Origin of the sequence: Halorubrum sp. Atlit-26R, from assembly GCF_003666015.1 — an archaeon.
Taxonomy (GTDB): Archaea; Halobacteriota; Halobacteria; order Halobacteriales; family Haloferacaceae; genus Halorubrum.
Window position 1 is genome coordinate 60,738 of record NZ_QPLT01000011.1, and the last position, 22,983, is coordinate 83,720.

33 protein-coding genes and 1 tRNA gene are annotated in these 22,983 nt (G+C 69.3%); 2 read left to right on the forward strand and 32 right to left on the reverse strand.

What is annotated here, in order from left to right; all coding sequences use genetic code 11:
• The 25 genes from DVK07_RS12940 to DVK07_RS13060 all read right to left on the reverse strand — a co-directional run bounded on the left by DVK07_RS12940 (position 1) and on the right by DVK07_RS13060 (position 14,292).
• Positions 1–498: an uL15m family ribosomal protein gene (locus DVK07_RS12940; RefSeq protein WP_121597459.1), complete on the reverse strand. Its 498-nt coding sequence runs from the start codon at positions 496–498 to the stop codon at positions 1–3.
• Positions 495–959, reverse strand: coding sequence for a 50S ribosomal protein L30 (locus DVK07_RS12945; RefSeq protein ID WP_121597460.1), 465 nt, complete (start codon positions 957–959; stop codon positions 495–497). Before DVK07_RS12945 ends, DVK07_RS12940 begins: the two co-directional genes overlap by 4 nt.
• The gene (locus DVK07_RS12950; protein WP_121597461.1) at positions 959–1,606 is read right to left on the reverse strand and encodes a 30S ribosomal protein S5; all 648 of its coding nucleotides are present in this window, start codon (positions 1,604–1,606) and stop codon (positions 959–961) included. Before DVK07_RS12950 ends, DVK07_RS12945 begins: the two co-directional genes overlap by 1 nt.
• Positions 1,599–2,156 (reverse strand): 50S ribosomal protein L18, encoded by a 558-nt coding sequence (locus tag DVK07_RS12955; RefSeq protein WP_121597462.1) that lies wholly within the window; start codon positions 2,154–2,156, stop codon positions 1,599–1,601. The genes DVK07_RS12950 and DVK07_RS12955 overlap by 8 nt, the downstream gene beginning before the upstream one ends.
• On the reverse strand, positions 2,156–2,617 hold the full coding sequence (locus DVK07_RS12960) for a 50S ribosomal protein L19e (RefSeq protein WP_121597463.1): 462 nt from the start codon (positions 2,615–2,617) through the stop codon (positions 2,156–2,158). Before DVK07_RS12960 ends, DVK07_RS12955 begins: the two co-directional genes overlap by 1 nt.
• The gene (locus tag DVK07_RS12965) at positions 2,610–3,320 is read right to left on the reverse strand and encodes a 50S ribosomal protein L32e (protein ID WP_121597464.1); all 711 of its coding nucleotides are present in this window, start codon (positions 3,318–3,320) and stop codon (positions 2,610–2,612) included. The genes DVK07_RS12960 and DVK07_RS12965 overlap by 8 nt, the downstream gene beginning before the upstream one ends.
• A 3-nt stretch (positions 3,321–3,323) precedes the next feature.
• Positions 3,324–3,857: a 50S ribosomal protein L6 gene (locus tag DVK07_RS12970; protein WP_121597465.1), complete on the reverse strand. Its 534-nt coding sequence runs from the start codon at positions 3,855–3,857 to the stop codon at positions 3,324–3,326.
• 2 nt (positions 3,858–3,859) lie between these two features.
• Positions 3,860–4,252, reverse strand: coding sequence for a 30S ribosomal protein S8 (locus DVK07_RS12975; protein ID WP_004047215.1), 393 nt, complete (start codon positions 4,250–4,252; stop codon positions 3,860–3,862).
• Positions 4,253–4,254: 2 nt separating this feature from the next.
• Entirely contained in the window at positions 4,255–4,428 is a 174-nt protein-coding gene (locus DVK07_RS12980) for a 30S ribosomal protein S14 (RefSeq protein ID WP_004597423.1), read from the reverse strand.
• Entirely contained in the window at positions 4,425–4,949 is a 525-nt protein-coding gene (locus DVK07_RS12985; protein WP_121597466.1) for a 50S ribosomal protein L5, read from the reverse strand. The genes DVK07_RS12980 and DVK07_RS12985 overlap by 4 nt, the downstream gene beginning before the upstream one ends.
• A complete protein-coding gene (locus DVK07_RS12990) occupies positions 4,942–5,667 on the reverse strand; it encodes a 30S ribosomal protein S4e (RefSeq protein ID WP_121597467.1) in 726 nt (241 codons plus the stop codon). The genes DVK07_RS12985 and DVK07_RS12990 overlap by 8 nt, the downstream gene beginning before the upstream one ends.
• On the reverse strand, positions 5,664–6,020 hold the full coding sequence (gene rplX / locus DVK07_RS12995) for a 50S ribosomal protein L24 (protein ID WP_004597427.1): 357 nt from the start codon (positions 6,018–6,020) through the stop codon (positions 5,664–5,666). Before rplX ends, DVK07_RS12990 begins: the two co-directional genes overlap by 4 nt.
• Before the next feature lie 2 nt (positions 6,021–6,022).
• Positions 6,023–6,421: a 50S ribosomal protein L14 gene (locus tag DVK07_RS13000; RefSeq protein ID WP_004597429.1), complete on the reverse strand. Its 399-nt coding sequence runs from the start codon at positions 6,419–6,421 to the stop codon at positions 6,023–6,025.
• Positions 6,421–6,762: a 30S ribosomal protein S17 gene (locus DVK07_RS13005; protein ID WP_017343813.1), complete on the reverse strand. Its 342-nt coding sequence runs from the start codon at positions 6,760–6,762 to the stop codon at positions 6,421–6,423. The genes DVK07_RS13000 and DVK07_RS13005 overlap by 1 nt, the downstream gene beginning before the upstream one ends.
• Positions 6,753–7,211 (reverse strand): ribonuclease P protein component 1, encoded by a 459-nt coding sequence (locus tag DVK07_RS13010; protein WP_121597468.1) that lies wholly within the window; start codon positions 7,209–7,211, stop codon positions 6,753–6,755. Before DVK07_RS13010 ends, DVK07_RS13005 begins: the two co-directional genes overlap by 10 nt.
• A 1-nt stretch (position 7,212) precedes the next feature.
• Positions 7,213–7,428, reverse strand: coding sequence for a 50S ribosomal protein L29 (rpmC, locus tag DVK07_RS13015; protein ID WP_004597441.1), 216 nt, complete (start codon positions 7,426–7,428; stop codon positions 7,213–7,215).
• A 1-nt stretch (position 7,429) separates the two neighbouring features.
• Positions 7,430–8,374: a 30S ribosomal protein S3 gene (locus DVK07_RS13020; protein WP_121597469.1), complete on the reverse strand. Its 945-nt coding sequence runs from the start codon at positions 8,372–8,374 to the stop codon at positions 7,430–7,432.
• Positions 8,374–8,838 (reverse strand): 50S ribosomal protein L22, encoded by a 465-nt coding sequence (locus tag DVK07_RS13025; RefSeq protein WP_096394489.1) that lies wholly within the window; start codon positions 8,836–8,838, stop codon positions 8,374–8,376. Before DVK07_RS13025 ends, DVK07_RS13020 begins: the two co-directional genes overlap by 1 nt.
• Positions 8,839–8,841: 3 nt before the next feature.
• Positions 8,842–9,267, reverse strand: a complete 426-nt coding sequence (locus DVK07_RS13030; protein WP_048078237.1) for a 30S ribosomal protein S19 — start codon at positions 9,265–9,267, stop codon at positions 8,842–8,844.
• A complete protein-coding gene (locus tag DVK07_RS13035; protein ID WP_026046261.1) occupies positions 9,264–9,986 on the reverse strand; it encodes a 50S ribosomal protein L2 in 723 nt (240 codons plus the stop codon). Before DVK07_RS13035 ends, DVK07_RS13030 begins: the two co-directional genes overlap by 4 nt.
• Before the next feature lies 1 nt (position 9,987).
• The gene (locus DVK07_RS13040) at positions 9,988–10,242 is read right to left on the reverse strand and encodes a 50S ribosomal protein L23 (protein ID WP_121597470.1); all 255 of its coding nucleotides are present in this window, start codon (positions 10,240–10,242) and stop codon (positions 9,988–9,990) included.
• Entirely contained in the window at positions 10,239–10,985 is a 747-nt protein-coding gene (rpl4p, locus tag DVK07_RS13045) for a 50S ribosomal protein L4 (protein WP_121597471.1), read from the reverse strand. The genes DVK07_RS13040 and rpl4p overlap by 4 nt, the downstream gene beginning before the upstream one ends.
• 3 nt (positions 10,986–10,988) lie before the next feature.
• The gene (locus DVK07_RS13050) at positions 10,989–12,005 is read right to left on the reverse strand and encodes a 50S ribosomal protein L3 (protein WP_121597472.1); all 1,017 of its coding nucleotides are present in this window, start codon (positions 12,003–12,005) and stop codon (positions 10,989–10,991) included.
• A gap of 4 nt (positions 12,006–12,009) precedes the next feature.
• The gene (locus tag DVK07_RS13055) at positions 12,010–12,876 is read right to left on the reverse strand and encodes a putative RNA uridine N3 methyltransferase (protein ID WP_121597515.1); all 867 of its coding nucleotides are present in this window, start codon (positions 12,874–12,876) and stop codon (positions 12,010–12,012) included.
• A 156-nt stretch (positions 12,877–13,032) separates the two neighbouring features.
• Entirely contained in the window at positions 13,033–14,292 is a 1,260-nt protein-coding gene (locus DVK07_RS13060; protein ID WP_121597473.1) for a PQQ-dependent sugar dehydrogenase, read from the reverse strand.
• Positions 14,293–14,399: 107 nt separating this feature from the next.
• Between DVK07_RS13060 and DVK07_RS13065 the strand changes: the two genes are divergently transcribed.
• A tRNA-Gly gene (locus DVK07_RS13065) sits at positions 14,400–14,470 on the forward strand.
• 571 nt (positions 14,471–15,041) lie between these two features.
• Complete coding sequence (locus DVK07_RS13070; protein ID WP_121597474.1) at positions 15,042–15,884, forward strand: aldo/keto reductase; 843 nt, start codon at positions 15,042–15,044, stop codon at positions 15,882–15,884.
• A 12-nt stretch (positions 15,885–15,896) separates the two neighbouring features.
• Here the strand turns inward: DVK07_RS13070 and gfo6 are convergent, their stop codons facing one another.
• The 7 genes from gfo6 to DVK07_RS13105 form a co-directional block, all read right to left on the reverse strand.
• The gene (gene gfo6, locus DVK07_RS13075; RefSeq protein ID WP_121597475.1) at positions 15,897–16,991 is read right to left on the reverse strand and encodes a D-xylose 1-dehydrogenase Gfo6; all 1,095 of its coding nucleotides are present in this window, start codon (positions 16,989–16,991) and stop codon (positions 15,897–15,899) included.
• Between the two features lie 73 nt (positions 16,992–17,064).
• Entirely contained in the window at positions 17,065–17,616 is a 552-nt protein-coding gene (locus DVK07_RS13080) for a redoxin domain-containing protein (protein WP_121597476.1), read from the reverse strand.
• A gap of 1 nt (position 17,617) precedes the next feature.
• Complete coding sequence (locus tag DVK07_RS13085; RefSeq protein WP_121597477.1) at positions 17,618–19,429, reverse strand: acyl-CoA carboxylase subunit beta; 1,812 nt, start codon at positions 19,427–19,429, stop codon at positions 17,618–17,620.
• 136 nt (positions 19,430–19,565) lie between these two features.
• Positions 19,566–20,303 carry a hypothetical protein gene (locus DVK07_RS13090; protein WP_121597478.1) on the reverse strand — a complete coding sequence of 246 codons (738 nt, stop codon included), beginning with the start codon at positions 20,301–20,303 and terminating at the stop codon, positions 19,566–19,568.
• 316 nt (positions 20,304–20,619) lie between these two features.
• Positions 20,620–20,850, reverse strand: a complete 231-nt coding sequence (locus DVK07_RS13095) for a PRC-barrel domain containing protein (RefSeq protein WP_121597479.1) — start codon at positions 20,848–20,850, stop codon at positions 20,620–20,622.
• Between the two features lie 202 nt (positions 20,851–21,052).
• Positions 21,053–21,985 carry a class 1 fructose-bisphosphatase gene (locus tag DVK07_RS13100; RefSeq protein ID WP_121597480.1) on the reverse strand — a complete coding sequence of 311 codons (933 nt, stop codon included), beginning with the start codon at positions 21,983–21,985 and terminating at the stop codon, positions 21,053–21,055.
• Positions 21,985–22,788, reverse strand: coding sequence for a class I fructose-bisphosphate aldolase (locus DVK07_RS13105; protein WP_121597481.1), 804 nt, complete (start codon positions 22,786–22,788; stop codon positions 21,985–21,987). Before DVK07_RS13105 ends, DVK07_RS13100 begins: the two co-directional genes overlap by 1 nt.
• Between the last annotated feature and the right edge of the window lie 195 nt (positions 22,789–22,983).

A 22,983-nucleotide genomic window follows, 5' to 3' on the forward strand; every position in this document is an offset into this window, starting at 1 on the left:
TTACGCCTCGTCGTTCTCGTCGTCGGAAGTGTTTTCCGGTTCGTCAGCGGCTTCCTCGGCGCGCTCGGAGAGCGTCGCCTCGCCGCCGGCGTCCTCGATGAGCTCGACCGCACCGGCCGTGAACGCGTCGGCCGTGACGCGGAGCTCGCGCCGGACCTGCCCGCCGCCGAGCACCTTCACCACGTCGGCCTCGTGGCCGTCCTCGACGACGTCGCGCGCGTCGAAGACGTACGCGTCGCCGTCCTCCTCGGCGAGGTCCTCCGCGGCGTACAGCGCCGCGTCCTCGTCGAGCTTCTGGACCTTCACTTCGAGGACCTCCGTCTTGGCGTCCTCGGGGCGCTTGAACCCGTGCTTACCGAGCGGACCGTAGTTGTGGTACTCGTGTTTCGCGCGGCCGGCCGCGCCGCGGCCGCCGCGGTGCCCGGCGCCGCGCCGGTTCTTGTGCGTGCCGCCGCCGTGCGTCCGAGAGCCGCGCTGTCGTCGTTTCTTGCTCGTCATCGCATCGCCTCCAGGAGACCGTCGATCTCCTCGGTGGTGTGTTTCCCGAGTTCGCCGCCCTCGATCACGGGGTGTTTGATGCCCTCGTGACCGCCGCGGGGGGCGTGGAGCCGCAGCGTCGGCGAGAGGCCCTGCGCGCGCAGGGTCGTCTCCTCGTCGACGAGCGCCTCGGCCAGCGCCTCGAGGTCGGCGTAGTCGGTGTTGTCGTCGATCCACTCGTCGTCGACGTCGGCCGTGCCCTCTAAGGGCTCGCCGCGCCGCGCGATCGTCCGCGCGACGGCCTCGACGCTCGGTTCCCCGAACGCGACGACGTCGTTGACCTTCGCGATCATGCCGCGGTACGAGTCCGTCTCGGGGACGAACGTCGCGTGGTTGACGCGCCCGACGTTCAGCATGTCGAGCGTGTCCTCGACGCCGTAGTCGAGGTTGACGTCGCCGCGGAGCTGCACGATCGCCTGCATCACTCGCTCACCTCGTCGTAGTGGACCTCACGCGCGTGCTGCGGAGTGCGGGACTGCGCCGCGTTCTCCAAGGCGTTGAACGTCGCCTTCGCGAGGTTCACCGTGGTGCGCGTGTTGCCGTCGGAGTTCGTCCAGGCGTCCTCGACGCCGGCGAGCTCCAAGATGTTGCGGACCGTCTCCGCGGCCGCGAGGCCCAGCCCCTGCGGGGCGGGCTTGATCTCGACGGTGACGGAGCCGGCCTTCCCCTTCGCCGTGCGGGTCAGGGAGTTGGTGCCGCCGGGCTGGTCCTCCCAGGAGCCGGAGCCGCGGTCGACCGAGATGATGTTCAGCTTCGCGACGTCGATCGCCTTCTGGATCGCGCCGCCGACCTGGTCGTCGCGGGCCTGCGCGTAGCCGAGGTAGCCGTCGCGGTTACCCACGGCGACCACGCAGCGGAACTTCACGCGCCGGCCGGAGTCGGTCATGCGCTGGACCATGTTGATGTCCAGCACCTCGTCTTCGAGCCCCGGGAGGAGCTGGTCGACGATCTCCGCCTCCTTCAGCGGGAGGCCGGAGTTGAGCGCCTGTTCCATCGACGTGATGTCGCCGTCCTGTACCTTGCGGCCGAGTCGCGTCCGCGGTTCCCAGCCGTCGTTGTGTCTACTCATGGTCCTCCTGGATTGTCGCGAGCACGTCGTCGAAGTGCTCGGGTAGCTCGCTGGCGTCGAACGAACCGCTGTACAGCGGCTCGTCGAGCTGCTCGGCGTAGTCGGCGATATGCTCGCCGCGCGTGCGCGACCAGTCGGCCAGCACGTCGTCGTTGTGCGGGATCTCGAGGCCCGCGTCGATCGCTCCTTCCTGTACCGCGAACGTCTTGTTGCCGGGCGTCGCCGTGTTGAGCCCGATGTCGAGGACGGCCTCGTCGAGGCCGGCGTCGACTGCGCGAGCGCCCGCGAGGAAGCCGGTGAGGTACGCGCTGGGTAGGTTGCCCGTGGGGGCGTCCCAGCCGTACTCGCCGAGCTCCTCGCTGGAGGCGGCCGCGTGGGTCTCGTCGCCGTCGGGTCCGGGGGTCACCAGCTGCGCCCTGACGTGAGCGTTGCTCACCCGGGCGACCAGGCGAGGCTTGCCCGATTTCAGCAGGCGCAACCTCTGATGGTAATCCGTCCGGACCTCGCGGCGGCGCCGCATCGGCACCTTGTATCGTGGTCCTGTCGCCATTAGTCCGTCACCTCGTAACCGTACTGCGTCCGAATGTACGCCTCGAGACGGGCGACGTCCTCGAAGTCTCCCCCGCTCGCCTTGTTGTAGAGCGTGCGGTACTCGGAGGCGTCGAGCACGTCTTCCTCGTCGCGAAGCTCCTTCAGGCGCGCCCGCTGTGCGCGGATCCGCGCCTTCCAGTCGTCTTTCGTGTCCTGCCGCGCGCCGGAGCGGCCCTTCCGGGTACCGGCGCCCGACTGGTGCCCGTACGAGCGCTTTTCGGCGCGCTCTCGGGCGCGACCGCGCGAGTTCGTCTTCTCGTCTTTCGCGCGGATCGTTCCCTGTTCGATGAGCTCGCGGACGTCCTCGCGGGTGATGGCGTCCTCGATCTCCTCCTGTGCGTCGGGGTCGAGCCAGACGCGGCCCTTGCCGACGTCGAGCTCGTCCGCTGCGAGCCGTTTCTGCGCCTTCAGATCACTCATCGTCCACCTCCACTTCGACGTAGGTCGGGTTCAGCACGCGAATGCCCCGCTCTTCCGCCTCGTCTTCTATCAGTTCGCGCTTGCGACCGCCGACCTTCGAGGCGATACGCACCGCCTGCGTGTCGCCGTCGACGCCCTCGAGGTCGTCCGTGTTGTGCACGCGGACCTCCTCGAAGCCGCTCGGGTGCAGGTCGCGCGACGCCTTGGGCGAGCGGAAGCCGGCCTCGACGACCGGGCCCTTCGACTTCATGCGGCGGCGCTGCTTGGAGAGCCCGCCGCGCGGCTTGCGCCACGAGGTCGGGATCCGCTTTTTCTTGTGGTAGTCCTGCCGGTTGAACTGCGGTTTCCCCTCGCGGTGCTTCTGTGCGAGCGCGCGAGCGGTCTCGTCGTCCAGCTCCGGCGTCTTGTCGGCGTGGCCGCGGGGGCGAAGCTCCGTCTCGACGGTCTCGTCGGCGTCGGCCTCGTCGGCCGGCTCCTCCTCGTCCGTCTCGTCTTCGATCTCCGCGTCCGCCTCCTCGTCGACCTCCAGTCCGCCGACGTCGGCCTTGATACGCGCTGCGAGCGCGTTGCCGACGCCGTCGACCTCGGAGAGCTCCGACTGGGAGGCGGCCTTCACGTCCTCGACCGTCTCGTAGCCGGCCTCGCGAAGCGCGTCCGCCTTCGAGGGACCGACGCCGCTGATGTCTTCCAGTTCGTCTGCCATCGGTTAGGCACCTCCGGTGGGCTTCTCGACGATGTACACGCCGTCTTGGAAGACGCGCGTGTCCTTGTCGGTCACCTTCGTCAGCTGTTCGATGTCGGCGGCGGTCTGCCCGACGGCCTCCTTGTCGGAGCCCGTCAGCGTGACCGTCTCGCCGTCGACCTGTACGTCCGTGTCTCCGCGGATCGGGGTGCGCCGCGCGGCGCTCTCTCCGAGGAAGTTCTCGATGACGACCTCGTCGCCCTCCACGTTCACCTGCATCGGGAAGTGGGCGTAGTACACTTCCATCGCGTACTCCCAGCCCTCGGTGACGCCGTGGATCATGTTGGCGACGTGGCTCTCGAAGGTGCCGACCGTGGCGTTGGTCTTCGCGTCCTCGTTCTCCGAGGCGATGACCACCGCGCCGTCCTCGATCGAAACGTCGACGTCGGGGTACCAGAGGCGTCGCGTGACGCTCCCGTTGGGCCCCTCGACGGTGAGTTCGAGGTGATCGGTCTCGGCGGAGACGTCGTCCGGAATCTCGATTTCGACTCTGTTCATTGTTAGTAGACGTATGCGATCACTTGGCCGCCGATGCCCTCCTCGCGGGCCTCGTAGTGGCTCATGACGCCGTGGCTCGTCGTGACGATGAGCGTCCCGTAGTCGCGGGCGGGGAGGTATCGCTTCTCCCACTTCTCGAACTCATCGGCTCCCGCCGAGTAGCGGGGCTTGACGGCGCCACACTCGTTGATCGCGCCTTTCAGTTCGACCTCGAACTTCCCGGCCTTCCCGTCGTCGACGTACTCGAAGCCGTCGACGTACCCGCGGTCGTAGAGGACCTCGAGGACGGAGCCGATGATGTTCGAAGCGGGCTCTACCGTGTACGACAGGTGGCCAACGCTCTCGGCGTTGTCCATGCCGGCGAGCGCGTTGGTGAATGGATCGTTTCCCGTCATGATCAGCTGTACTTCTCGAATCCCATGTCTCGGGCGACCTCGCGGAAGCACTGCCGGCAGAGGTTGATGTCGTACTTGCCGACGAGTCCCTGCTCGCGGTCGCACCGCCGGCACGTGTGCCGGGAGTCGGTGCGCTTCGCGGCGTGCTCGCCCGTGTCGTTGTTCGCTTCGCTCATTCGGTTACCTCGACGTCGAAGTTCGTTTCGAGGAACGCGGCCGCGTCCTCGGCTGTCATCCGGTGGCGAGCGGGGATGGTCCCCGTCGCCTTGTCGCGTTTCGAGACGCGGTAGCCGGGACGGACGATCGTCGTCGTCACGTCGAGGCCGTAGATCCCGGTGTTGGGATCGTACTCCTGGCTCGGGAAGTCGGTGTGGTCCTCGACTCCGAAGCTGAGGTTACCCGTGTCGTCGAACTGGCTCCGGCCGATCTCGACTAACTCCAGCGCGGTCTCGAGGAACGCGTGCGCGTCCTCGCCCCGCAGCGTCACCTTCACGCCGATCGGGTCGCCCTTGCGGATCCCGAACTCGGCGATGGTGCGCTTCGAGGTGGTCCGGACCGACTGCTGGCCCGTGATCTCCTCGATGATCTGCTCGGCGTCGGCGAGGGGTTCACCGCCCTGCCCGACGCCCATGTGCACGACGACCTTCTCGAGGTACGGCTCGCGCATCTCGTGGTCGGCGCTCTCGGCTTCACTCATCCGAATCACCCGCCGCGTCGGCGTCGTCGTCGGTGAAGTTCTCGTCGATCACGACGACGTACTCCTCGACGGTCTCGTAGCCGCCGTCGTCGCTGGCGACGGTCACGGTGTTGTCGCCGGAGCCGAGCGTCACGTCGATGTCGTCGATCTCGCCGATGTGGCCGGCGTGCTGGCCGGCGACGGCGGTGACGAGGGCGCCCTCCTCGTACTCGAAGTGGGCGACGATCTCCTTCGTCTCGTTGTCGACGACGATCGAGTCGTTCGTGTCGTAGTCCGCGTCGTCGTCGACGCGGACGTTCGTCCCGTCGTGGAGCGTCAGCTGGACGACCCCGCCGGGGACGACGGACTTGTTCGTGATCTTCCCGAGCCGGCTGCCCGCGGCCTCCTCGTCGACGGAGGTCAGCGCGAGCCGACCGCCCTCGTCGGGGAAGACGCGGAAGAACTCCCCGCGCTCGGGGAACGCCAGGATGTCGAACATCCCGATCGGACGCTGCTCGTCCGAGACCGCGTCCCCGTTGACGAGGATCGAGTCGTTGTTCAGCGCGTAGCGCGCCTCCTTCGTCGAGTCGACGTAGCCGAGCACGTCCCGCAGCAGGACGACGAGCGGAACGCCCGCCTCGCCGTGCGGGCCCGCGCCCGCCTTCACGGTGAACGTGTCCGTCTTGCGCTCGACCGGCCAGGAGTTCGGTACAGACAGTCGCTTCTGGTGTCGCGTCATTCGTTATCCTCCTGGAGCCGCGCCTCCCGGCGCTCGTCTTCCAGGTCCAGTTCGGTCACCCGGACGTTGCTCGCCGGGATGGGACGGGGGACCTCCTCCCCGTCCGCCTTCTCGACGGTGACGTCCTCGACCGTGATCCGCTCGGCGGACAGGTCGACGGAGACGACCTCGGCCTCCGTGCCGGCCGCGTCGCCGCGAAGCACCTCGACGGTGTCGCCGGCGTTGACGCGGACGTTCCGCTGTCCGTACTCCTCGCGGAGATCCTCGGTGAGGGTGGCCCGGACCTGATTCTGCCGCTCGTGGAGCGGCGCGGTCTCCGACCGTTTTCGCTGTTTGCGTGGCTGTTTCGTCATAGTTAGACGATCATCGTCGCGGTCGAGGCGATGCTCCCGAATCGTTCGGCGACCTCGCGGGCGACGGGGCCTTTGATCTCCGTGCCCCGCGGCTCCTCGAGGTCGTCGATGATGACGGCCGCGTTGTCCTCGAACTTCACGCGCGTGCCGTCCGGACGGCGGATCGGCTTGCGCTGGCGGACGACGACCGCCTCCAGCACCTGCCGCCGCATCTCCGGCGTCCCTTTCGTGACCGAGACGGTCACCTTGTCGCCGATCCCCGCCTTCGGGTGGCGGTTCTTCGTGCCGGAGTAGCCCGACACGGAGATCACCTTCAGCTCGCGGGCGCCGGTGTTGTCGGCGCACGTGATGAGCGAGCCCTTCGAGAGGCCCTGCGTGACGTCGGCCTTGAGCGCCTCCATCACTGATCACCCAGGATCTCGACGACGACGTGGGACTTCGTCTTCGAGAGCGGTCGCGTCTCCGCGATTTTCACTTCGTCACCGACTTCGAGCGAGTCGAGCACGCCCGGCACGTGGGCCGGGATGCGCGAGCGACGCTTCATGTACCGGTCGTATTTCGGTACGAACACGTCGTACTCTCGCTCGACGATGACGGTCTTTGCCATATCCGTCGACACGACCGTTCCCTCGCGAGTCTGGCCGCGGACGGAGAGCTGCCCGTAGAACGGGCACTTCTCGTAGTCGTAATCCTCCGGGTTGTCTGGCTCCGGAGGCGTGGGTACGTCGATTCCTATCGCCATTGTGTGGCACCTCGTTCGGTGCGTTCGGCGGGTCGATGCCGCAACCGATCGCCATCCACCGTCGCGTAGACCGCGTCTTTGCACTCGCCTCGTCGGCTCGCCGGACCCGCGCCGTCACCGGTGACGACGCTTTCGGACCCGGACGGGCCAGACTGACGGGGGCGGACCCCCGTAGTATCCGACCCGAGTTGGGACGCGGACCCCGGCGACGCTCCGTCGCCGGCGGCTTCATCTGTGCGAGCGGTCGGCGTCTCGACGACGCCGAACTCGAACGTCGCGCCCGACTTGGGCACGCGCTTGTCCCCCGACCCCGTCCGGACCACGAGGGTGCCGAACGTCTCGTCGAGCACGCGACCGGCGATGCCCACGTGGGCGTCGCTGTCGGCGTCGACCACCCGAACCGGGAGGCCGACGAGCTCGTGTCGAACGAGGGTGTCGGGGGAGATCATCTCACTGTTCGTCGTCGAAATCGCCTTCTTCCGCCTGGATCGTCTTGATCCGCGCGATGGTCTTCTTCAGCTCGTTGACGCGGCCCGGGCTCTCCGGCATGCCGCCGGCCGCCCGCTGCGCCTTCGAGTTGAGCAGCTCGGTCTCGAGCTCCTCGAGTTCGACCTCCCGCTCCGCCGCGGTCATGTCGCGGATCTCGTCGGTGTAGAGGATCGCCATCTTACTCGTCCTCCTCGTCTTCCTCGTCGGCCGCCTCCATCTCCGCGACGAGGTCGGCCGCCTCGGACTCGATCTCTTCGTCGAGCTCGTCGAGCTCGTCGGCCTCGACGTCCTCGTCGACCGGCTCCTCCGCGGCGACGTCCGTCGCCTCGTCGGCCGTCTCCTGCGTCTCCTCGACGACCTCCTCGACGACCTCCTCGTCGATGACCTCCGCGGGGTCCTCGTCGGGCACGTCGACGTCCTCGTCGTCGCCCACGTCCGGGACCTCCTCGGGCTCCTCTTCGAGGAGCGCCTCGACGCCCTCGTCGGCGTCGGCGTCGACCGCCGCCTGCTCGACCTCCGGGACCTCGGCGTCCTCGCGGACCTCGAAGTCGTCCGGGAGCGTCGCGCCCGGCGGGATGATCTTCACGTTGACGCCGATCGTCCCGAGCTTCATGACGGCGACGCCCTGGCCGTGGTCGACGACCTCCTCGGCGGGCTCGCCGTTGTGCTTGATGTAGCCGCGGTTGAACTTCTCGACGCGCGAGCGCGCGCCGGTGACCTTGCCGGACAGGACGATCTCGGCGCCTAAGGCGCCCGCGTCCATGATGCGGTCGATCGTCGTGTGACCGGCCTTCCGGAAGTACCAGCCGCGTTCGAGCGCGTTCGCGAGACGGTCCGCGACGATCTGAGCGTTCAGGTCGGGCTCGTCGACCTCCTGAACGTCGATCTGCGGGTCGTCCATGTCGAAGCGCTCCTCGAGCTCGGTGGTGATCTTGCGGATGTTCTTCCCGCCCTTCCCGATCACCATGCCGGGCTTTTCGGCCTTCAGGACGATCTGCGTGCCCATCGGCGTCTGGGCGACGTCCATCCCGCCGTAGCCGGCGCGGCCGAGCTCGTCCGCGAAGAACTCGTTGATCTGGGAACGGCGCAGGCCGTCCTCGATGAATTGGTGTTCGTCAGCCATTAGTTGTCAGCCTCCGGCTCCTCGATGATCAGTTCGACGTCCGCGAGGGTGGTGTTCCACTCCGTCGCGCCCGCGGCGCGGGGGTTCCGGCCGGGTCGCTCGCCGACCTTGTGGGGGGCGACGTGTTTGATGACCATCTCCTCGCCGTCGAACCCCTGCTCGTCGGCGTTGTTCCTGACGTTCTCCAAGAGCTTGAGGAAGTCCTTGGCGGCCTTCTCGGGGTACCGTCCCGCGTCCCAGCCGTCGATGTCGGAGCGGTGGCCCGCGCCGGCGTTGTGCTGGCGCATCGGCACCGACGTCTCCTCGTCGATGACCTCCTGGAGGAACTCCTCGGCGTCGGCGACCGTCTCGCCTTTGATCTCTCGGGAGATCTCCTTGCTGTCCTTCACGCTGATGGGCCGGTCGCGGAGCATCCCCTTGGCGGTGGTCTCCGGGTCGGCCTCGACGCTGTAGTTGATTCCCATGGGTTACTTGAGGGGCACGAACTTCGAGGACCGGGTCGCGCCGATGCCGGCCTGACCGTGTTCGACGGTGCTTCGCGTGAGGTGGAACTCACCGAGGTAGTGCCCGATCATCTCGGGCTCGACCTGAACGCGCTCGAAGCTGTGTCCGTTGTACACGGAGAAGGTGACGCCGACGAACTCCGGCAGGATCGGCATGTCGCGTAGGTGCGTCCGGATCGGGTCGTCCGCCGTCGTCTCCTTGTCGCGGCTTCGGACCGTCTCCAGCAGCTTCTGCTGTTCGGTGCCGAGCCCGCGAACGATGCTTCGCCGCTGGCGTGCGGGGAGCAGTTCCGCGACCTCGTCTACGTCCATCTCCTGCAGCTCGTCGAGCGAGTGACCGCGGTAGGCGAACTCCTTGCCCTCGCGGCCGGTTCGGTAGTCTGAACTCATTTGTTGCCACCTCGTCCGGTGCGCTTGGATGCGATGTCACCGACCTTGCGTCCCGGCGGGGCGTTCCGCGAGACGGACTTCGGCTGGCCGGGGTGTTGGCGACCACCGCCACCGAAGGGGTGGTCGACGGCGTTCATCGCGACGCCGCGGACGCGCGGGTATTTGGTGCCGCGCGCCTTCATCTTGTGGTGCTTGTTGCCGGCCTTGACGAAGGGCTTCTCCGTCCGGCCGCCGCCCGCGACCACGCCGATCGTGGCGCGGCACTGCGGGTCGAGTCGCTTCACTTCGCCGCTGGGGAGCTGAACGACCGCGACGTCGCGGTCGTGGGTGAGAAGCGTCGCGGACACGCCGGAGGCGCGCGCGAACTTCCCGCCGTCCCCGCGGTTGCTCTCGACGTTACAGACCGGGACGCCCTCGGGGATCTCCGCCAGCGGGAGCGTGTTGCCCGGCTTGATCTCGGCCGAGACGCCGACCTGGATCGTCTCGCCCACGCGCACGCCTTCCGGCGCGAGCACGAGGCGACGGTCGTCGTCCTCGAACTCGACCTCCGCGAGGGGGGCCGAGCGGGCCGGGTCGTGTTCGATCCCGACGATCTCGCCGGTGATCGTGTCCACGTCTTCGAGCTTCTTGTGCGACAGTTCCGCCTTGTAACGGTGGGAGGGGGCCCGGAACGTCGGGCCGCCGCGTCCGCGCCGTTGTCCTTGGATTCGTCGTCCCATCTCAGAACACCCCGATGCGCGAGGCGATTTCGGTCGCGTCGTCGTCCGCGGACAGGGTGACGACCGCCTTCTTCTCGCCCTGCGGCGTCACCTGCGTGTTCACGTTGACGACGCCCACGTCGTAGCGCTCGGCGACCTCGGAGCGGATCTCCGGCTTGGTCGCGTCCACGTCGACGAGGAACAGCAGCTTGTTGTTGAAGTCCATCTCGTTCATCGCCTGCTCGGTGACGATCGGATGCTCGATGATCGAGTTCATCGGTCGGCCACCTCGGCGACGGCGCTCTCGGTCCACAGCGTGAGTCGGCCCGGGTGCGCGCCCGGCGCGAGGTCCTCCGCGTTGACCTCGCGAGCGGTCGCGACGTCGACGCCCGCGAGGTTGCGGGCGGCGCGGGACGGCTCCTCGCTGGTGACGACGAGGACGGACTTCGGCTGGCGGTACTTCCGGCCGCGGGCCTTGCCCTGTCCGGCACGGACGGAGCGGCCCTCCTCGGAGCGCTCGATGTCGGCGTCGACGCCGACCGCTTCGAGCACGCCCAGGGCCTCCTGGGTCTTTTCGAGGTCCTCGAACTCGTCGCTCACGACGAGCGGGAGGTCGAGGTCCTCGTCGAACGCGTGGCCGCGCTCGGCGACGAGCTCGGCGTCGGTCGTGGCCGCGATGGCCGACCGGATCGCGAGCTGTCGTTCCTTGTCGTTGAGGCTCTTCGTCTGGTCCTTCTCGGCCTTCGGCGGGTGCGCGGCGCGGCCCGACACGGCGTGCGGGACGCGGCGGGCGACGTTCTCGGAACGTGGCACGTGCGCGAGCCCGCGGCCGGAGCCGAACGACTCGGCGGGCGTCCGCAGCCCGGCGAACTCGTCTGCCCCGTAGGCCTGCTTTCGGTTGGCCTGGGCGGCGCCGACCGCGCGACCGATGAGGTCCGGTCGGAACGCGGTGTCGAAGACGGCCGGCAGCTCGACGCTGCCCGCCTCGTCGCCGTCCAGGTCGTGTACTGTTGCGTTCATTGGTTATCCCTGGTTGGATTCGGTGGAAACGTACCGGACCTCGGGGTCGAGGCGCGGCTGGTCGTTCGGCCGGATGGCCGGGCGGAGTCGTAGCAGGCGCTGGTCCGGTCCGGGCAGCGAGCCCTTGATGAGCGCGTACTCGCCGTCGACCTCGCCGTAGTTGACGAAGCCGCCGTCGACGGAGGCGTCGTCGCCCTCGCCGAAGTCGATGAGGCGCTTGTTGAGCTCGGTGCGCTGGTGGTAGCCGGTCTGTCCCTGCTGGGGCACGGTGGAGCGGACGCGGGAGGGGTTCCACGGACCGAGGTTGCCGATCCGGCGCCGCCATCCCTGACGGGCGTGTTTGCCCTTCCGCTTCTGCACGCCCCAGCGCTTGACGGGACCCTGCGTCCCCTTCCCCTTCGTGATGCCGGAGACGTCGGTGTACTGGCCGGCGCGGAAGACGTCGCCGAACTCGTGGGCGCCGCCCTCGGCGACCAAGTCCAGCGCGAAGTCGGCGCGCTCCTCGAGGGAGCCGCCGCCGACGCGCGTCTCCATGACGTCGGGCTTCTTCTTGGGGACGTTCGAGAGGTCCGAGGGGGCCGTGTGCGTGATGACGCGCACGTCGTCGACGACGTCGTCGTCGAGCAGCGCGCGCAGCTCGTCGGCGTCCTCCTCGAATGTTTCCTCGGCCGGGAGGTCGAGCGCGCGGTCGAGCTCCTCGTGGAACTCGGTCGCCCAGACCTCTTCGACCGGCTTCTGTCCGTACGGCGTGTCCTCGTAGGCTCGGACGGCGACGGCGTACATCTGCGGCGTCTCGACGACGGTGACGGGGACGGCCTCTTCCATCCCTTCACGCGGCGAGTTCGCCTCGTCGTTGACCATCATGACGTGGGTCATCCCGGCCTTGTAGCCGGCGAATCCCTGCAGCGCAGGGGCCCCGTCGTCTTCTGGCCACGAACGGATGCGCGGCACCTCGCTCTCTGCGCGGGTGCGCGGGCCGTAGCCCAGCGAGCCTTTTCGTGGTCGGCTTGGTTGTGGCATGTGTTTACTCCGTGAGTGTGAGCGAGCCGAGGGTCGCGAACAGAGCCTCCTCCGTCCGGACGACCTCGCTCGCCTGTGCCGGGATCGTGTTCAGCCAGAGGTCGAACCCCGGATCGGGTTCGACCGAGCGGCCGTCGGCGACGGCCGCCCGAATGCGGTCGGGCGAAAGCCCGAGCATCTCCGGAAGCCCCCGCTCGGGCGCCCCGAAGGCGACGGTGTAACCGCCGGCCTCATGGGCGTCCGAGACGAGGTCGCCGAGCCGCGAGACGGAGAGCGATTCTCCGTGTCGCGACGTCGCGACGGCCAGTCCGTCGCCGGCGAGCGCTTCCGACAGGTCCGCGGCCACGACCTGGAAGCCCGCCTCGGGCTTCCCGGCGATGCGGGCGCGGACCGGTTCTCTCGAAGAGACCCTGATGGTGACGCGCTCCCCCTGCTCGACCTCCATTCCGGAGGGAACGAGCAGGGAGATCGGGTGTTCCCGCAGCGGGGAATTGACCCGGACGCGGCCTTCAGGTCCGACCTCGGTCACGAGTCCCTGTGTTTTCGACTCTCCCCCGCTAGGGGTCGAGCCGGTCCGCCACGGCACGCGGAGCGGGGGGAGTACGCCGACGTACCGGAGCTCGTCGCGTTGCCCCCAGAGGTCCTTCCGGAGCTCCGGCGGCGTCGCGGCGTACCCCAGCACGGTGCGGACGTACTCCCCGCCCCGTCGGCCGTCGCCTTCCCGGTCGGGGAAGACGAGCAGCCGATCCGCCCGGAACACCGCCGCCGCACGGGCGACGTAGCCGAGTTTGCGAGTCGCCTCGCGGTCGTCCTCGGCCTCCCGGACGAGCGAAGACGGAACACAGATCGTGAGCCCGTCTTCGGTACGCATCGTGGCGAGACTGTACACCTCGATTCCGGACGCCACCGTAAAAGGATAGCGGTCCCGATTTCGGGCTGTGGCGCGTTCACACGGGGTCTGGCGGCCGAATCACCCCGCAGATCCGAGCGAACCGTTCGCACGGATCGCTCTCGGGGCCCCGAGCCCTCACGCCGGAACGATCCGCGCGACCGGCGCGTCGCCGTCGTCGACCGCGACGTAGAGGTGGCCGGTGGCGGGTTCGACCGCGACCGCCCGCATTCGCCACTCCCGGTCGTCGAGCAGCGGGGCGCGCTCGGTCACGGTCGCGTCCTGGCCCTCGCCGTCGACCGTGAACCGCCCGAGGTACCGCGCCGCGAGCGTGCCCGCGAAGAGGTCGCCTTCCCACTCGGGGAACGCGTCGCCGTCGTAGAAGACCGCGCCGCTCGGGGGGAAGCCGCCCGAACCGCAGGGCCAGTAGTGGACCGGCGCGACCACGCCGTCGCGCTCGTCGTGGCCCGGCGCGACGGGGTCGTCGGTCCCGTAGCGGCACGCCTCGCTGGCGATCGGCCACCCGTAGTTGCCGCCGCGCTCGACGACGTTGATCTCGTCGCCGTCCTCCTCGCCGTGCTCGCACTGCCAGATCCGGCCCGTCTCCGGGCGCACCGCCATCGCCTGCGGGTTCCGGTGGCCGTAGCTGTAGAGCGCGTCGGCCGCGTCCGAGTCGTCGACGAAGGGGTTGTCCGGGTGCGCGTCGCCGTCCGGGGTCAAGCGGAGGGTCGAACCGAGTTCGTTCGAGCGGTCCTGCGAGACGTGGTCCGGGCCGAAGTCGGTGTCGCGCCGGTCACCGACCGTGACGAACAGCGACCCCTCGGGGCCGAACGTCGCCCGCGATCCGAAGTGGAGGTCGGTGTCGCGGAACGGTTGCGCGACGCGGATCGGGGCGAAGCCGTCGAGCACCGGCGCGCCGTCGGCGTCGAGCGAGAGCCGCCCGGACCCGACGTGCGTCGCCGCCTCGCCCGCGTCGTTGGCCGCGGAGTACGTGAGGTACACGCGCAGATCGTCCGGGTGGTCGGGGTGGACCGCGACGTCGAGCAGGCCGCCTTGCCCCTCGGCGAACACCTCGGGCGCGCCCGCGACCGGCTCGACGCTCCCGTCCGCGGGGTCGACGAGCGAGAGCCGCCCCGGCCGCTCGGTGACCAGCAGGCTGCCCTCGCCGGGCAGGAACGCGAGCCCCCACGGGTTCTCGAACCCCTCCGCGACGGTCTCGACGTCGTACGCGACGTCGGCCCCGTCGTCCGGTGGGGTATCGTCGTCGGAGCCGTCCGCTCCGTCGCTCCCGTCGTCGCCGAGACAGCCGGAGAGCGCGGGAAGGGCGGTCGCTCCGGCGAGACCGCCGGCCGCGCGGAGGGCGGTGCGTCTGTCAATGCGGTCGGGGAGATCGGTCATCGTTCGAGTTCGTGTCCACATGCGGCCGCGGTACCGATGACCCTTCCGCCGACCGTCGTTCGGAACCCTTATATCTCCGACCCGGGCTACGATCGAATGCGAAGCACGCACCGGTAGTGTAGTGGTATCACGCAACCTTGCCATGGTTGCAACCCGAGTTCAAATCTCGGCCGGTGCATTTTCTAACTGACTTCGACAGTTAGCGTTCGCTTCACTTCGTTCAGCGAACTCTCGAACGTAGTGAGAGAAATCTCCGCGAGATTTGAACGCTATCAGTCATTTATAAACGGACAGTGGATCGGCAGCGGACACTTCCAAAGCCCCAGCCGCTCGCTCATAAATAACAGACGGCAGATCGACGGCGAACACTTCCAAAGCCCCAGCCGCGAGGCGGACGCACGCTCGCTGCGCGCTTCAGTCGCTCACTCCGTTCGCTCCTTACAGTGCTTACGTCGCCTGCGTCCGCCTCGCGGCTGCCCCTTTGAGTCCCACGCCGCACAGCACCGCCCCGCGCCTCACGCCTCCCCAGCCTCGTCGGTCGCCATCGCTTCGCTCGGCGACCGACTCCCTCGCGCGGTGCTGCTCGCGGCCGTTCGGCCGCTCGCAGGCACGCGCCACCGCCGACCGTTTATAAGCGGTCGAGGAACTGCGCCTACAGTTTAAATACCTCTACGCGGCCTTCGAGAACTGCGACCGAGACGGGTTCCCCGACCGGTAGTTTCAATCGGCGATCCGCCGAAGGCGTTCGCGTGACCGTACCAACGAAGACGCTCCCGAGCGGCGCGGAGCTGCCGGCGCTCGGACTCGGCACGTACGACCTCAACGACGGCGAAACGGCCGACAGCGTGCGGGCGGCGCTCGACGCGGGCTACGCGCACGTCGACACCGCGGAGGGGTACCACAACGAGGCGGCCATCGGCGACGCCCTCGCGGCGAGCGACGTCGACCGCGACGACGTGTTCCTCACCTCGAAGGTGCTCGCGAAGAACCTCAACTACGAGTCGGTGATCGAGTCGTGCGAGGCGTCGCTCGACCGGCTCGGCACCGACTACCTCGACCTGTATCTGATCCACTGGCCGAATCCCGCCATCTCGCTGCGCGAGACGCTCCGCGCGATGGCGGAGCTGCGCGAGCGCGGGCTCGTCCGCGACGTCGGCGTCTCGAACTTCAGCGCGTACCAGCTGAGCTGCGCGCACCACGTCTCGGACGTGCCGATCGCGGTCAACCAGATCGAGTTCCACCCGTGGTTCCAGCGCCCGGAGCTCGTCGACTACTGCCGCGAGACCGACACCGTGGTCGAGGCCGCGGCGCCGCTCGCGCGGACGGACGTGTTCGGCGACGAGGTCGTCGCGGAGCTCGCGGAGAAGTACGATAAACACCCGGCGCAGGTCGTCGTCAAGTGGGCGATCGACCGCGGCGTCGTCCCGCTCCCGCGGTCGTCGACTCCGGAGCACGTCCGGGCCAACGCCGAGACGGACTGGGAGCTCAACGACGGCGACCGACGCCGCCTCGACGAGCGCGACCGCGACGCGCCGGTGTACGACACCCCCGCCCGCGACTGGACGAGCGACGTGTACGGGATCGAGCAGTAATCCGAAGCGGAGTCAGTCGCCGTCGAGCGCGACCGGCGCTCCCGTCTCCGCCGACTCGTAGACCCCGGCGAGCGCGTCCATGTCCGTCAGAGCGTGCTCGCCGTCGGCGTGGAACGGCTCGTCCGCGAGCAGCTGGTGGCCGAAGTACGCGAACTCCTCTTCGATCTGGTGGACTTGGTCGAAGTCGAGGTCGACGCGCGTCCCGTCGCGGACGACCGCGAACCCGCGGTCCTCGCGCTCGTAGAACGCCGGGTCGAGGGTTAGCCGCGCCTCGGTGCCGGTGACCTCCAACCGGCTCGCGTGCTGGGCGTTCTGGCTCACCGTACAGAAGGCGTCGACGTCGCCCGGGAACGCCAGCCGGAACGACGCGTGCTCGTCGACGTCGGCGAACGCCTCGTGCTCCGAGCGGGTCCGGCCCGACACCCGGACCGGATCCTCACCGAGCGCGAACCGCGTCGTGTTGAGCGGGTACACGCCCAGATCCATCACCGCGCAGCCGCCGGACAGCTCGGGGTCGAGCCGCCACTGGTCCGTGTCGCCGCCGAGCTCGCCGAGCATCGTCTGCGACATCGTCGCGTGGATATGGACCACGTCGCCCGCGACGCCCGCGTCGAGGAGGTCGCGGAGCCGCCGGACGGCGGGGTCGGTCTGCATCCGGTACCCGACCATCAGCGGGACGTCGGCGTCGCGGCACGCCGCCACGAGTCGGCGAGCGCGCTCCGGCGTCACCTCCAGCGGCTTCTCACAGAGGACGGCCTTTCCCTGCGCCGCGGCGGCCTCGACGTACTCTAAGTGGGTCGCGTTCGGCGTGGCGATATAGACCGCGTCGTACGCGTCCGCGGCGTCGCCGGCGCGGAACTCGTCCGGCGTCACGCCCGTCAGGTCGCGCTCGGCGGCGACCGACTCGACCGCGTCGGCGTCGACGTCGGTGACGACGGTCGCCTCGGTGTACGCCGACCGGGCGATGCCGGGCAGCGCCCACTCGCGCGCGAACCAGCCGAGGCCGACGACCGCGACTCGCACGGGGTCGGTGACGGCGTCCGGTTCGAGGGTCTCCCAGTCCCGGCGCGTGAACTCGTCGAGGTACTCCGCGAAGGCGGTCTCCATGCCGACCCCTCGGCGCGGCGGCGTCAAATAACCACGGCGACGCCGTCGGCGGGGCGCCCGCACCCCGACTCGTTCACCACTCCCCGTCGTAGTTCACTCGCGGCCGCTCGACGTCGACGCCGACCTCGCGGAGCGTCTCGGTCGCGCGCTCGACGGGAGCGGGGTCGGCGCGGTCGAGCGGATCGGCCGTCGCCTCGGCGAACCGGACCGTCCAGTCGCCACCGATCACGACCGTCGCGCGACGCGGGATGTCCGAGTGTCCCTCCCACGAGTCGGCGAGCAGGTCGTACGACTCGGCGACGCCGCCGTGGAAGTCGGCGACAACGGGGAACGGGAGGGCAAACCGGTCGGCGTACGCGAACGCGGCGTACAGCGAGTCGCCCGCGAGCGCGACGACGGCGAGGTCGTCGCGGACGTGCCAGCCGGCGTCGCGGACCGCGGCGAACTCGGCCGTACACGTCGGCACGAACGTCGCGGGCGCGAACAGCACGGCGACCGCGTCGTGGGCCTCGACGAGCCGGAACAGCTCCAGTTTGGTCGCCGCTCCGGCGGTCGCCTCGTCGTCGCTGGAGGCGGCGACCGCGGGCGCGATGAAGTCGGGCGCGGTGGCTCCCTCGTCGATCACGTCACAGCACCGTCCCGTGTTTCTTGTCCGGGAGGTCCTTCTGAACGTCCTCGTAGAAGTCGAACCGCGCGGCCAGTTCGGCGCGGAGGTCGGAGGGCGGGACGATCTCGTCGATGACGACCTCGCTCGCCATCCGGTGGACGTCGATCCCCTCGCGGTACTCCTCGCGCAGGCGCTCCTCCTCGGCAGCGCGCTCCTCCGGGTCGTCGATCTCGGCGAGCTTCCGGGCGTAGACGGCGTTGATCGCGGCCTCCGGGCCCATGATCCCGATCTCGCCGGAGGGGAGCCCGATGACGCTCTCCGGGTCGTAGGCGGGGCCGCCCATCGCGTAGATGCCCGCGCCGTACGCCTTCCGCACGACGACGGTCTGTTTCGGGACCGTCGCTGAGGAGGTGGCGTAGATCATCTTCTTCCCCTTCTCGAGGATGGCGTCCTTCTCGACCTGCGAGCCGGCCATGAACCCGGGCGTGTCACAGAGGTACAGCAGGGGGATCTCGTAGGCGTCGCAGGTCCAGATGAACTCCGCCGCCTTCTCCGCCGCGTCCGGGAAGATGGCGCCCGACCGCTCCGTCGGCTGGTTGGCGACGACGCCGACGGGGCGGCCGTCGATCCGGCAGAACGCCGTGACGATCTCCGGGCCGTACCCCTCCTTCAGCTCGAAGACGGACTCGGCGTCTGCGATCCGGTCGATCAGGTCGTGAACGTCGTACGGGCGGTTCGGCGCCTCGGGGATCAGCTCGTCGATCCCCTCGGGCGAGAGCTTGGGCGGCTTCGTCTCGCGTTTCGGGGGCTTCTCGCCGGCCCGATCCGGGAGGTAGCCGATCAGGTCGGCGACCAGCTCGCGGGCGTGCTCCTCGTCGCGCGCGATCAGGTCGGCGGAGCCGGACTCCTCGGCGTGGACGCGCGGGCCGCCGAGCTCCTCCAAGTCGATCTCCTCGCCGGTGACCATCTCGACCATCCGCGGGGAGGCGATCGCCATCGCGGACATCCCCTCGACCATCACGGTGAAGTCCGCGAAGACGGGCGTGTACGCTGCGCCGGCGATACACGGCCCGTAGAGGACGCAGATCTGCGGGACCGCGCCCGACAGCATCGAGTGGTTGTAGTAGTACTTCCCGATCCCCTCGCGGTTGGCGAAGAAGCCGGTCTGCTGGTCGATCCGCCCGCCCGAGGAGTCCATCAGGTAGAGGACGGGGTTCCCGGTCTTCAGCGCGCGCTGCTGCATCCGGAGGAACTTCTCGACGCCCTTCGACGCCATCGACCCGGCCTTCACCGTGAAGTCGTTGGCCATGAAGTGGACGTCGCGCCCCTCGAACTCGGCGGCGCCCGTCAGCAGGCCGTCGCCGGGGAGGCGATCGCCGCCCGCCTCGTTCTCCTCCCCGTCCTCGCCGGCGGGCGCGTCCGGGTGCCAGTCGTCGAACGCGGCGAACTTCCCGTCCTCGAACTTCACGCCCGCGGGGTCGCCGTCGGCCGCGCTCGCGTCGCCGGCCCCCCTCGTTCCGTCCTCGCCGCCGAACCAGAGGTCGAGGCGGTCGCGGACGAACAGCTTCCCCTGTTCTCCGAGCCGGTCGCGGTACTTCTCGGGGCCGCCCTCCAGGATGTCGGCTATCTCGGCGCGCAGGTCGCGCTCGCGGTCCGTGGGCCCGAGGTCGTCGTCGAGCGGGTAGCTCGGTTCGGACGGCTCGGCGCTGGCGAGCGGCGTCTCCTCGCCCTCGATGTGGACGTCGACGTCGACGCCGAGGTGTTCCGCGAGCGACTTCGCGATCGCCTCGGCCTCCTCGGGGGTCGCCGCCGCGCCGACGTGGACTTTCATGGACGCAAGATTTGCGGAGAGTCCTAAACAGTTTTCCATGTGGGTTCTCGCGGCGGGCGTCGACGGGTGGTCGCGCCGCCGGTCGACGGCCGGTCCCCGGAGCGTCCGTCGGATCGGCGGGGACCGGCGGGTCGGCTCAGCGGTCGGCCTCGTCGGTCTGCGCGACGAGCCGCTCGGCGATCCGGTCGAGGTGGTGGCGACCGACGACGGCGACGACGTCGCCGTCGCGCCGGAGGTCCGCGAGGCGGTCGGCCATGTGCGCCTCGCGCACGTCGTCGCCGAACGAGGCGGCCCGAGAGGGCTCCGACGCGTTCAGCACCGCGCGGGCGCGGTCGATCTGGGCGCGCTCGTTCGCGGCCTGCCCCTCGGCGGTGTCGGCCCGGTCGGTCGCGTACGTCACCGGCGAGTCGACCTCCAGCCGAATCGACGTCGCAGCGGCCAGCGAGCCCGCGAGCCGGCAGCGGAGGGCGTTCTTCGTCACGGTGGAAAGCCCGTCGAACACGCGGCGGAGCGTCCCGATCGATTCGCCTTCGCGGTACAGCGTCGCGGCGAGCCGTCCGAGGAACGGGAGGGTGGGGCCGTCGATGCCGACGACGCGATCGGTGGTCGCCGCCTGGATCGCGGCGCTCGCCTCGCCGCCGAACGCCGGCGGGGTGCGGGTATCCTCGGCGTACCGCTCGAAGAGCGGGAGCGAGAGCGGCGGCAGTTCGAGCGCGAGGACGTCCGGGTCCCGGTCGGTGACCACGGTCCGGACGCGGAAGGCGCTGGCGGGGTGGTCGTGGACCACGCCGACCAGCGTGACGGTGCCGGTGGGCGCGTCGATCGAACGGAGGTGGTCGCCGGTTATCCGGGGGTCGTCGTATTGCGCGTCCATGTGTCGGCCGATAGCGGGGGCATACCGGCGCGTACTCGCCGTTAGGATCTGCTTAGCATAAGCGTTTCTGACGTCCGAGCGACACGTGTCCCGGGCATTCCGGGAACGGACGCGGACGCGGGCGGACGTCGGTGGGAAACGCTCCGTGCGATCGGGTCGCCCTCGGAGCAACGGTCGGGGGGCGAGATCGTGCGACCTGAGTTCGGGTGTCGTGCGACCGGAAAAAGAGCGAGTCGCGTCCGGCGTCGAGGGCGCGCTCCCGGGTGGTTCGATCCGGGTCCTCGCCCGGTTCGGGGTCGACCGGAGCGGACCGGTCCTACCGCTTGAGCCTGACTTCGTCGTCGTCGATCGATTCGATGTCCGACTCGTCTATGGGGTACGTGTCCTCGTCGGCGTCGCCCCAGCCGAGCTTCGACTTGATCGTGTCGCCGATGCCCGGGTCCGGGTCGACGTGCGCGCGGTGTCCCTCCACCTTGGATATCATCCCGATTTTCTTCCCGGTCTTGTTCACGACGCGTTTGCCTTCCTCGTTGTCTGAGAGTTTCATCTGTTGTCTCCTCCGCACTCGGCGTCTCGCCGGGAGCGGACATTGTAATCACCTCCGTAGCCGAGCGTAGGCTCGGCGAACGCGTCGGGGACCGAGGCCGACGGATCCATCCGCCGAGCGTACCGGGGGATACGGACGGCTTACCGCGTCGGCGGGTCCCGGGACCGGTTTCTCGGAGGGCGACTCGCCGGAGGGCGCCGGGTCACTCGGCGCCGAGCGCGGCTTCGAGCCGCTCGATCAGCGCCTCGTTGCCGACGTACAGCGGGACGCGCTGGTGGACCGCCTCGGGTTCGACGTCGAGGATCGACCCGGCGCCGTCCGAGGAGGCGCCGCCCGCCCGCTCGACGATGTACGCGATCGGGTTCGCCTCGAACTGGAGGCGGAGCTTCCCCTCGGGCGCGCTGCGGAGCGCGGGATACCCGAATATTCCGCCGTAGGTGAGCACCTGGTTCACGTCGCCGACCATCGCGCCGCCGTATCGGAGCTTCAGCTCGTCCTCGATCGAGCGGGCGTACGCCCGGAACTCGGCGGGCCAGTCGGGGACGCGCCCGCCGAACCCGTAGACGGTCGGCGTCTCCGGCAGCGTCAGGTCGCGCTCGACGACCGAGCGCGAGACCGCCGGCGCGTCCTCGCCGCCGTCGCGCTCGACGACCTCCTCGCGGACGCCCGTCCCGTCGGCGACGACCATCGTCGTGATCGGGCCGTAGAGGACGTACCCGGCGGCGACGAGGTCGCGGCCGCTCGCGGGCAGCGGCGCGTCGTAGATCCCGACGACGGTCCCCATCGCGTTGTTCGACCGGAGGTTCGAGGAGCCGTCGAGGGGGTCGATCGCCACCGCGTAGGCGTCGTCGGGTCCGCTTCCGACCGCGCCGCCCGCGTCGACCGCCTCCTCGCGCTCCTCGCTGACGAAGGAGCCGACGCCGTCGACCGCGGTGATCGCCTCGCCGAGCAGCTCGTCGGCGTAGAGGTCGCCGGCCAGCACCGACTCCCCGGAGGCGTTCTCTGTCCCGCTCTCGACGCGCCGGCCGGGGAGCGCGGCGCGGATCTCGGGGGCGGTCGCCGCGACCGCGTCGAAGACGGCCGCGACGGTCGAGTCGGCGGGGCCGCCGTCGGCGCGGGGGTCGGAGTCGGTCATCAGTCGTCGCTCTCGGCGATGGCCAGCGCCTCGGCCGGATCGACCTCCTGGAAGATCACGGCCTCGAGCGCGTCGAGGATGCGCTCGGGCTGGTCGCGCTGGAAGACGTTCCGGCCGACGGCGATCCCGGTCGCGCCCGCGTCGATGGCGTTCGAGACGTTCCGGAGGAACGCCTTGTCGTCGCGCATCGTCCCGCCGGACATCACGACGTCGGCGGGACCGGCCATCTCGACGGCGTGACCCATCGCCTCGGCGGAGCCGGGGTACTTCACCTTCACCACGTCGGCGCCGAGCTCCAAGCCGAGCCGCGCGCCGTACGAGATCACGTCCGGGCTCCCGTCGTTGCGGAGCCCCTGGCCGCGGGGGTACGACCACATGACGACCGCCATGTCGTGTTCGCGGGCGCCCTCCTGCGCCTCGCGGAACTCCTCGGCCATCTCGACCTCGTGGTTCGATCCGCCGTAGACGGTGAACCCGACCGCGTCGGCGCCCAGCTCGGCCGCGTACTCGGCCGTGCAGTTGACCGCGCTGTCGGGCTCGCCCCGCCAGAGGTTCGAGGTCCCGTTGAGCTTCAACAGGAGATTGACTTCGTCCTCGTAGTCGGGGTAGTACGCCTCCGCGAGCCCCTTCTGGACGGCCAGCGAGGTGACCGCCTCGTGGGTGGCGAGCTCGAAGATCCGCTCCGGGTCCGCCGTGTCCGGGTTCGGTTCGAAGTCGACCGGCCCGTGTTCGAGCCCGTGGTCGTACGCGAGGATCAGGGATTTACCGTCGCGCTCGATGTCGTCGGCGGCGTGAGGAAGCATCAATTCGTAGTTCCGTTACATACGTAAAAAGGGCTATGGTGGTTTCACCGAACGTAAAGAATCGGAGCGGCCGTTTACGTGGCGTCTCCGGGCGAGTGCCGAGCGATCGAGTGAATCGATCCGTTACTACTCAAATTGTTAATTTCTTTGCGAGAAACGGCGTCGCCCCCGGACTTCCGCAATACTTACGACCCG

Coding starts and splice junctions, on each gene's coding strand:
- DVK07_RS12940 (WP_121597459.1), bottom strand. CDS start 498: ATGACGAGCAAGAAACGACGACAGCGCGGCTCTCGGACGCACGGCGGC.
- DVK07_RS12945 (WP_121597460.1), bottom strand. CDS start 959: ATGCAGGCGATCGTGCAGCTCCGCGGCGACGTCAACCTCGACTACGGC.
- DVK07_RS12950 (WP_121597461.1), bottom strand. CDS start 1,606: ATGAGTAGACACAACGACGGCTGGGAACCGCGGACGCGACTCGGCCGC.
- DVK07_RS12955 (WP_121597462.1), bottom strand. CDS start 2,156: ATGGCGACAGGACCACGATACAAGGTGCCGATGCGGCGCCGCCGCGAG.
- DVK07_RS12960 (WP_121597463.1), bottom strand. CDS start 2,617: ATGAGTGATCTGAAGGCGCAGAAACGGCTCGCAGCGGACGAGCTCGAC.
- DVK07_RS12965 (WP_121597464.1), bottom strand. CDS start 3,320: ATGGCAGACGAACTGGAAGACATCAGCGGCGTCGGTCCCTCGAAGGCG.
- DVK07_RS12970 (WP_121597465.1), bottom strand. CDS start 3,857: ATGAACAGAGTCGAAATCGAGATTCCGGACGACGTCTCCGCCGAGACC.
- DVK07_RS12975 (WP_004047215.1), bottom strand. CDS start 4,252: ATGACGGGAAACGATCCATTCACCAACGCGCTCGCCGGCATGGACAAC.
- DVK07_RS12980 (WP_004597423.1), bottom strand. CDS start 4,428: ATGAGCGAAGCGAACAACGACACGGGCGAGCACGCCGCGAAGCGCACC.
- DVK07_RS12985 (WP_121597466.1), bottom strand. CDS start 4,949: ATGAGTGAAGCCGAGAGCGCCGACCACGAGATGCGCGAGCCGTACCTC.
- DVK07_RS12990 (WP_121597467.1), bottom strand. CDS start 5,667: ATGACGCGACACCAGAAGCGACTGTCTGTACCGAACTCCTGGCCGGTC.
- rplX (WP_004597427.1), bottom strand. CDS start 6,020: ATGACGAAACAGCCACGCAAACAGCGAAAACGGTCGGAGACCGCGCCG.
- DVK07_RS13000 (WP_004597429.1), bottom strand. CDS start 6,421: ATGGAGGCGCTCAAGGCCGACGTCACGCAGGGCCTCTCGAAGGGCTCG.
- DVK07_RS13005 (WP_017343813.1), bottom strand. CDS start 6,762: ATGGCGATAGGAATCGACGTACCCACGCCTCCGGAGCCAGACAACCCG.
- DVK07_RS13010 (WP_121597468.1), bottom strand. CDS start 7,211: ATGATCTCCCCCGACACCCTCGTTCGACACGAGCTCGTCGGCCTCCCG.
- rpmC (WP_004597441.1), bottom strand. CDS start 7,428: ATGGCGATCCTCTACACCGACGAGATCCGCGACATGACCGCGGCGGAG.
- DVK07_RS13020 (WP_121597469.1), bottom strand. CDS start 8,374: ATGGCTGACGAACACCAATTCATCGAGGACGGCCTGCGCCGTTCCCAG.
- DVK07_RS13025 (WP_096394489.1), bottom strand. CDS start 8,838: ATGGGAATCAACTACAGCGTCGAGGCCGACCCGGAGACCACCGCCAAG.
- DVK07_RS13030 (WP_048078237.1), bottom strand. CDS start 9,267: ATGAGTTCAGACTACCGAACCGGCCGCGAGGGCAAGGAGTTCGCCTAC.
- DVK07_RS13035 (WP_026046261.1), bottom strand. CDS start 9,986: ATGGGACGACGAATCCAAGGACAACGGCGCGGACGCGGCGGCCCGACG.
- DVK07_RS13040 (WP_121597470.1), bottom strand. CDS start 10,242: ATGAACTCGATCATCGAGCATCCGATCGTCACCGAGCAGGCGATGAAC.
- rpl4p (WP_121597471.1), bottom strand. CDS start 10,985: ATGAACGCAACAGTACACGACCTGGACGGCGACGAGGCGGGCAGCGTC.
- DVK07_RS13050 (WP_121597472.1), bottom strand. CDS start 12,005: ATGCCACAACCAAGCCGACCACGAAAAGGCTCGCTGGGCTACGGCCCG.
- DVK07_RS13055 (WP_121597515.1), bottom strand. CDS start 12,876: ATGCGTACCGAAGACGGGCTCACGATCTGTGTTCCGTCTTCGCTCGTC.
- DVK07_RS13060 (WP_121597473.1), bottom strand. CDS start 14,292: ATGACCGATCTCCCCGACCGCATTGACAGACGCACCGCCCTCCGCGCG.
- gfo6 (WP_121597475.1), bottom strand. CDS start 16,991: ATGGAGACCGCCTTCGCGGAGTACCTCGACGAGTTCACGCGCCGGGAC.
- DVK07_RS13085 (WP_121597477.1), bottom strand. CDS start 19,429: ATGAAAGTCCACGTCGGCGCGGCGGCGACCCCCGAGGAGGCCGAGGCG.
- DVK07_RS13090 (WP_121597478.1), bottom strand. CDS start 20,303: ATGGACGCGCAATACGACGACCCCCGGATAACCGGCGACCACCTCCGT.
- DVK07_RS13095 (WP_121597479.1), bottom strand. CDS start 20,850: ATGAAACTCTCAGACAACGAGGAAGGCAAACGCGTCGTGAACAAGACC.
- DVK07_RS13100 (WP_121597480.1), bottom strand. CDS start 21,985: ATGACCGACTCCGACCCCCGCGCCGACGGCGGCCCCGCCGACTCGACC.
- DVK07_RS13105 (WP_121597481.1), bottom strand. CDS start 22,788: ATGCTTCCTCACGCCGCCGACGACATCGAGCGCGACGGTAAATCCCTG.